Source organism: Sulfitobacter sp. HI0027 (assembly GCF_001634775.1).
Lineage (GTDB): Bacteria > Pseudomonadota > Alphaproteobacteria > Rhodobacterales > Rhodobacteraceae > Sulfitobacter.
On the sequence record NZ_LWER01000438.1, the window covers coordinates 1 to 6758 of the forward strand.

General features: G+C 59.2%; 6 protein-coding genes and 1 pseudogene. 2 read left to right on the forward strand and 5 right to left on the reverse strand.

All coding sequences use genetic code 11. The features are described 5' to 3' along the window. A partial coding sequence (locus A3722_RS20250) for an IS110 family transposase (RefSeq protein WP_201722085.1) occupies window positions 1-615 on the reverse strand: 615 nt, incomplete at its 3' end. Window positions 616-700: 85 nt separating this feature from the next. Here A3722_RS20250 and A3722_RS24975 point away from each other — a divergent pair. Continuing rightward, window positions 701-919, forward strand: a pseudogene (locus tag A3722_RS24975) (IS6 family transposase); the annotation flags it as partial. A 65-nt stretch (window positions 920-984) separates the two neighbouring features. On the opposite strand, the gene A3722_RS20255 reads toward A3722_RS24975, so the two are convergent. Genes A3722_RS20255 through A3722_RS20270 form a run of 4 tightly spaced genes read right to left on the reverse strand, consistent with a single transcriptional unit; the run spans window position 985 to window position 6237 of the window. Further along, entirely contained in the window at window positions 985-3042 is a 2058-nt protein-coding gene (locus tag A3722_RS20255; protein WP_067624239.1) for an acetate--CoA ligase family protein, read from the reverse strand. Continuing rightward, window positions 3039-3401 (reverse strand): Zn-ribbon domain-containing OB-fold protein, encoded by a 363-nt coding sequence (locus A3722_RS20260; protein ID WP_067624238.1) that lies wholly within the window; start codon window positions 3399-3401, stop codon window positions 3039-3041. The genes A3722_RS20255 and A3722_RS20260 overlap by 4 nt, the downstream gene beginning before the upstream one ends. Before the next feature lie 2 nt (window positions 3402-3403). Next, window positions 3404-4555: a thiolase family protein gene (locus tag A3722_RS20265; RefSeq protein ID WP_067624235.1), complete on the reverse strand. Its 1152-nt coding sequence runs from the start codon at window positions 4553-4555 to the stop codon at window positions 3404-3406. Then, window positions 4552-6237 carry a TRAP transporter permease gene (locus A3722_RS20270; protein WP_067624234.1) on the reverse strand — a complete coding sequence of 562 codons (1686 nt, stop codon included), beginning with the start codon at window positions 6235-6237 and terminating at the stop codon, window positions 4552-4554. The genes A3722_RS20265 and A3722_RS20270 overlap by 4 nt, the downstream gene beginning before the upstream one ends. A 56-nt stretch (window positions 6238-6293) precedes the next feature. On the opposite strand from A3722_RS20270, the gene A3722_RS23665 reads away from it, so the two are divergent. Next, window positions 6294-6758: helix-turn-helix domain-containing protein (locus A3722_RS23665; protein WP_150120568.1), on the forward strand; the 465-nt coding region annotated here is incomplete at its 3' end.

Below are 6758 nucleotides of genomic sequence, written 5' to 3' on the forward strand. Positions count from 1 at the left end.
CGTGGACAACGCTTTGATCCGCTTTAACTTGGCCGCGATCCGTACCGTGGTCTCTTCGATCAGTTCCAAAAGGTCTCGACATTCCTGGCGGACTAGGTCCGGAAGATCGCAATTTGGGTCCTCAAGGATCTCATACCCGCGGCTCACATTCCCGATGCCCTGCGGGATAGTGTGCCCGAACTCGTAGAGGATTGATCGTAGACTGTTTACCAGCTCGGTGCGCTGGTTCACCAAACGCTCCCGGTTCCGGAACAGGATCGCACGGGCCTGTTGTTTCTTGGTCTTGGGCGGAACAAACCTCATCTCCGGCCGCTGCGCGGCGATGACGATAGCTTCAGCATCCGCAGCATCATTCTTCTGGCGTTTCACAAATGGTTTCACATACTGCGGTGCGATCAGTTTCACCTCGTGACCCATCCCGGACAACACTCGCGCCCAGTAGCTGGCACTGCCGCAGGCCTCCATGACGATCACGGCAGGCGGTTGCGTAGAAAGAAACGCGCGAAACTGTGGCCGGGACAGCTTCTTGCGAAATTTCAACTGCCCGGTCATGCTGGCCCCATGAAGATGGAAAACATTCTTCGCCAGGTCCACTCCGATCATTGTATCTATCATTAGCCGTCCTTTCCTTCTTGTGGCTTTGAACACCACGACCTTGGCACATTGCGATGCCGTTTGGGGAGGACGGCAACCACCCCATCTGAATAACCGCGCAGAGAACAGCCATTTGCCTTTCCGAAAACGAGAGCGAGTAATGCAGGGCTTCCGATCACCGGGGGGATTGCAACGTTTCGTCTCTATGCAGTCCGCAACCCGTAATTCATTCTCCGTACCAGCCCGCCGTCGTTCCGCTCTCACCATCCGCTACCATTGGCTCGAAGCATTCGAGGCGTGGAAATCCGCGGCAAATGCCCCTTGATCAACGTCCGGAATGCCAACTTGCAAACTCGGCGAGTTAACGTGACAATACCGCGCCAACACTTGTCACCTCGCTACAACCAGCAAAGCATCAGCCGCGACCGCTCCTTGGTAAGTAGTGATCAGCGGGTTGATATCCACCGACAGCACGCCGTCATTCTCCAACAGATCAGCTACCCCCAGCATCGCCTGATAAACCGCCTGCACATTCAAGGGCGCGGCACCCCGCACACCCTGGAACAATGGTGCGATCCGCAACTTGGCCAAGGCTGCCTCGACCTCCGGCAGGCTGAACGGCGTGAAGATCAACTGATTGTCCGGCATCGCTTCAACAGCGATGCCGCCTTCCCCGACGATCACGACAGGACCAAAGACCGGGTCGATATGGCCACCAATCACAAGTTCGCACCCCTGATCCAACATCTCTGCCGCCAGAACCCCCTCGAACGGCACAGCCATTTCTGTCAGCTTGGCCACGATCTCGGCAAAATGGCGGGCAACATCATCGGGCTGCTTCAGCCCTACCCGCACCAAACCATGTTCAGATTTATGTGAGATTTCTGCAGAATTCGCCTTAAGAACAATTCCTTGCGGACAGTGCGCCAAAAACGCCTTTGCCTCTGACACGGTCGCGCAGATTTTCCGCTGCGGCACGACGATCCCCTTGGCTCCGACCATCGCCATCGAGGCATCTTCATCCAACGTTGCTCCAACCCCGCGTAACGGCGTCGCCTTCACTGCACCGCCTCCTGCCCGTTCCATCAGCGCCAGATGGTCGGTAAACTGCGCGACCGCCCGTAAGGCACTGTCTTCGGTTTCAAAGGTAGGGATGCCGTGGCGCGCAAAAGCGGCGCGCACTTTTATCTGCGGCGCAGCAAGCACCACTGGCTTGCCATAATCACGGATGAAATCCGCCGTGTCCTGCGCGAAGCGTTCGAAATCGTATCCTTTGCCGCTGACCGGAATACCAATCATCACGATATCGACCCCCGCATCCTCGCCTGCGCGCGGCAGCACTGTGCCGAAAAGCCCGCTGTCGCTCAGCAACGCCGCTGTGATATCGACCGGATTCCGGCTTGCCGCAAAATCCGGAAGGGCTTGGCGGATGCTCTCTTCGGTTTCGGGTGAAAACTGTGCCAACGTCATTCCAAAACGCGCGATCGCGTCTGCTGCAAGCACACAGGTTGCGCCGCTGTTGGACACAATCGCAACACGCTTGCCGTTGGGCTTCCAACCCTGCAGATAGATCTCGGCCGCATGGACCATCGCTTCGGTTCCCTCGGCCCGCCAGATGCCGTGGCGTTCCAGAAACGCATCGATCACACGGTCTTCAGTGGCAATGGCGCCCGTATGCGACGCGGCAGCCCGCTGCCCATCCTCGGACCGACCCGATTTCAGCGCGATGATAGGCACGCCGCGCGCACGGGCGCGTTCTGCGGCCAGCGCAAGGTTTTCAGGATCGCGCAACGACTCGATATAGAGAATGCAAAGCTTGACCGTCGGATCAAGCACCACCTCGGCCGCCAGTTCGCTCACGGTGACATCCGCATCATTGCCTGTCGCATGGCAATGCCCCACCCCGATTCCTCGCTGACGCAGCATTCCATAGGGGACGACACTCATCGCCCCGCTCTGGCTAATGCAGGCGACAGGCCCCGCCTGCGGGGGCTCTTCGACGAACATCGTCGAGAAGTTTAATACCGCCCCGTTATGAAAGTTCGCCAGGCCCTGACTGTTCGGCCCGACAATCCGCATGCCGGTCCTGGCCGCAATCGCCAGCATCTCTGCCTCGGCTGCTCTGCCCGCTTCACCTGACTCGCCAAATCCGCTGGCCATGACCACGCAAGCCTTGACTCCACGCTCGGCGCAAGCCGCGATGGTTTCAAGCACACGGTCCTTGGGAACAGCGATAATGGCCGTTTCGGGCACCTCCGGCAACGCTTCCAGATCCGGATAGCAGGTCAACCCCTGCACCTCACTCCGCTGCGGATTGATGGGGTAAATTCCCCCGGCAAAGCCCAATTCCTTCATGAAACGGATTGGACGCCCGCCGATCTTCTCGGGGTTCTGTGAGGCCCCAAATATCGCGACACATGACGGGTTCAACAGCGATGAAAGGCTCATTTGGTCACCATAGGTTCAAAGTAAGCAAGATTATGGACACCGCCCGGCTTCAACGCGACGCGGTCTCCCGTCGTCAACGCGGGATCGGCCAAGGCCATGACGCGCGGTCCGTCCGAAAGGTCAACCAAGGCGATGGCATAGGGCAAGCGCGCCTTCCATTCCGCCGTTGGCGCGCGGTGCATGACCGTGCAGGCCACGACAGTGCCAAGATCAGCATCGCGCCATTCCGGCCCCAGCGTATGGCAGGCCACGCAAAAAGGGCGTGCAAATGTCTGCCGGTGCCCGCAGGCGGCGCAACGCTGGTACCTGATGAAGCCCTTGGCATAGGTTGCGGCCAGTTGGTCAAAAATATCCTTCATGCTCAGCCCCGATCCGCTGCCAGTACAAGCCCTACATGGGCCGAAAGCACGCCACCATCGGCATGCACATAGGCCGCGTTGGCCGGACCCTTGGTCTGGCGAACGCCCGCGCGCCGCTGCATCTGCCGCGTCACCTCCACCAGATGGGCCATGCCCCCCGCAACTCCGGGATGGCCATAACTGAGCAAACCGCCGTGCGTGTTCAGCGGCTGATCGGGCCCGTTATGAAACCCCGAAGCCACCTGCTGCCCTGCCCTGCCCCGTGGCGCAAAGCCGGTTTCCTCCAGCAGCATCGCCAGCGTCACCGTAAAGCTGTCATAGATGCCCAGCATATCGACCTGCCTGCGCCCGATACCAGCCTCTGCAAAGGCCCTGTCGGCGGCATCCGCGGCGCCGAAATTCGTCCAGTCGGTCGCGGTCGAGATGTGCTGATGCTTGTGAGCCTGCCCAGCCCCTGCGATGCGCACCGCGCCATGCTCGGATGGTGCCGCCGTCACCACGAAAGCCGCCGCGCCATCCGAGATGGGGCAACAATCCGCCATACGCAACGGCGTCGCAATCGGACGCGAGGCCATCGCTTCCTCCAGCGTCAAGGCGGCGGTCAAATGTGCGCCCTCGGTCGCTTGGGCCTGACGGCGCATATAGACGGCGATCTGCGCCAGATCCGTCTCACTTGCCCCGGTGCGCACCAGATACTGCCCCGCCAGAAGGGCGTAGTAGCCAGGGATCATCGCACCAAATGGCACTTCCTGATGCGCGTGACCGACCTGCGCCAGCGTCTGGATCGCCTGATCGCGCCCGCCCTCATTGGTCAGACGGTTTTCTCCGGCCACCACAAGCACCCTGTCGCATTGTCCCGTCTGCACCAGAAGCTTAGCCTGCATCACCAATGCTGCCCCCGTCGCCCCGCCCAGTTGCAACGCATTGGCATAGCTGGGGTTCAGGCCGAAATGCTCACAAAACAAGGTGGCCAGCATCAAATGCGGCATGGATGTCGAATAGCCCGTAACCACCCCGTCAATATGCCCCTTCTCCAGCCCCGCATCATCCAGCGCATCGCGGGCCGCCAAGGTCATCAGATCAAGGGTGTCATAGCCTTCGTGTCGGCCAAAGGCTGTCAGACCAGCCCCGGTGATGAATGCGGATTTCATCATGTTCCTTCTTCATTTGCTGTTTTGATTTTCCTGGCTGGCGCGCCGCCGCCAAAACGACTGACCCACAAACTGAACAGGATCACGACCAGTCCGACCGCGTCCGAGGCAAGCCCCGGATACAGCATCATCAACGCACCCCAGGCCAGCATCACCCGGGCGATAATTCCGATACGCGCCCATGTGCATCCCACGATGACAGCCGCCAGCGTCACAACCCCGACCGTGGCCGAGGCAAGGGCGACAACCACGGAAAACCATTCCCCCTGCATCAGCAAAAGCGGGTTCAGCACGAACATATACGGCACAACAAAGGCGGGCATGGAAATGGCGAGCGCGGTCCAGCCAGTCTTCGCCGGATCGGATCCCGCCACACCCGCCGCTGCATAGGCGGCAACCGCCACCGGTGGCGTCACGTTTCCGAGGATCGCAAAATAGAACACGAACAGATGGGCTCCGATTGGCTCGACACCCAAGGTGATCAGCGCCGGAATGGTGACACCCGCCTGCACCAGATAGGCTGCGACCGTCGGCAACCCCATCCCCAGCACCAAAGATGACAGCATCGTCATGACCAGCGCCGCTATCAGGGAATGGCCGGCAAGGCTCAGGATTGCGTTGCTGAGCGCCAGCCCAAGCCCCGTTAGGCTCAGCACGCCGACAATCATGCCCGATGAGGCACAGGCCACCGCAACAGGCCCCATGGCCCGCGCGGCCCCAGCCGCACCCTCCATGAACCGTACCGGAAGGCGCATTATCTCGGCCTGCAACAGCGCATAGATGACCGCGACGACAGCAACTGCCCCGACCCCCATGACCCCGGCGCGCATCGGAGAATAGGTGAAAACGCCCACGGCCACGACGATGATCGGCAGGAAATACAGGGATCCTTTCATCAGGGTCGCGTCGATCTTGGGCCCCGAAATGCCTCCGACGATCCCGCGACGCACGGCTTCGAAATGAACCGCAAAAAAGATGCCAAGATAGAAAAGAAATGAAGGTATCACCGCCGAAAGCGCAATTTCCTGATAGGGGCGCCCCACAAATTCGGCGATCACAAAGGCTGTCGCCCCCATCACAGGGGGCATAAGCTGACCGCCGGACGAAGCCGCAGCCTCCACGGCACCCGCAAAATGCGGTCGATAGCCGTTACGTTTCATCAAAGGAATGGTGATTGCGCCCGTGGTGACGACGTTGGCGACAGCAGATCCCGAAATCGTCCCCATCATGGCAGATCCGACAATCGACGCCTTCGCCGGACCGCCGCGCAATCGCCCTGTTAGAGCCAGCGCAAGATCGATCAGGAACTTTCCCCCGCCGCAGCGATCCAGCATCGCGCCAAAAAAGACGAACAGATAGATATAGGTAGCCGAAACCCCAAGCGGGATGCCGAATACCCCCTCCTTGGTGTAATAGAGATGATCCACCACCCATGAGAGGTTGAAGCCGCGATGCCCGAAAGCTCCGGGCAGCAGATGTCCAGTCGCGACATAAAGCAGGAAGACCACAACGATCAACCCAAAGGCTTTACCCATCATCAAGGTCGCGACGACCAGCAGCGCCGCCATCCCAAGCAGCGCCAGTCCGATCGACATAATATCGAGCGGCATGACAATCGCCATGCGATTGGCAAAGAATTCCGCATAAACAATATTATAGACTAAGGACAACGCTAGCAGGCACATTCTAAACTGGGTTGCGACACTTCCGGTATCTTGCTGAAAAAGCAAGGAGAACAGACATGGCACATACAGAGCTGGATTTGCGTGAAAGACGCATCATCGAGGACATGCTCAGAGCAAAATTCTCGATCAACAAAATAGCCGCTGAGCTTGGGAGACACCGCTCAACAGTCTATCGCGACATAAAGCGGAATTTTTACATTGATGGCGAAATGCCAAATCTCAGTGGCTACTATTGTGTGATTGCACAGCGGAAGGCAGAAGCTCGACGTGCGCGGCGGCGGAAATTGATCCGTCTCCCTAAGCTTCGGAAGGCTGTTATCACTCAGTTGAAAGAAGGCTGGTCGCCCGAGCAGATTGCCGGTCGGCTTACATTCGAAGGACATGCCATTCGCGTCAGCCATGAGACGATCTACGCCCATGTTTACAGCGCTGAGGGACAATCCGAAGAATTAGCCAGATACCTTCCAAGTCGTCGCAAGAAACGACGGTCCCGGTATGCCAGACGCCCCCGAGACCAGGTA

Excerpts from the sequence above, each read along its gene's own strand:
- A3722_RS20270 (WP_067624234.1), bottom strand. The coding sequence starts at position 6,237 with ATGTGCCTGCTAGCGTTGTCCTTAGTCTATAATATTGTTTATGCGGAA.
- A3722_RS20255 (WP_067624239.1), bottom strand. The coding sequence starts at position 3,042 with ATGAGCCTTTCATCGCTGTTGAACCCGTCATGTGTCGCGATATTTGGG.
- A3722_RS20265 (WP_067624235.1), bottom strand. The coding sequence starts at position 4,555 with ATGATGAAATCCGCATTCATCACCGGGGCTGGTCTGACAGCCTTTGGC.
- A3722_RS20260 (WP_067624238.1), bottom strand. The coding sequence starts at position 3,401 with ATGAAGGATATTTTTGACCAACTGGCCGCAACCTATGCCAAGGGCTTC.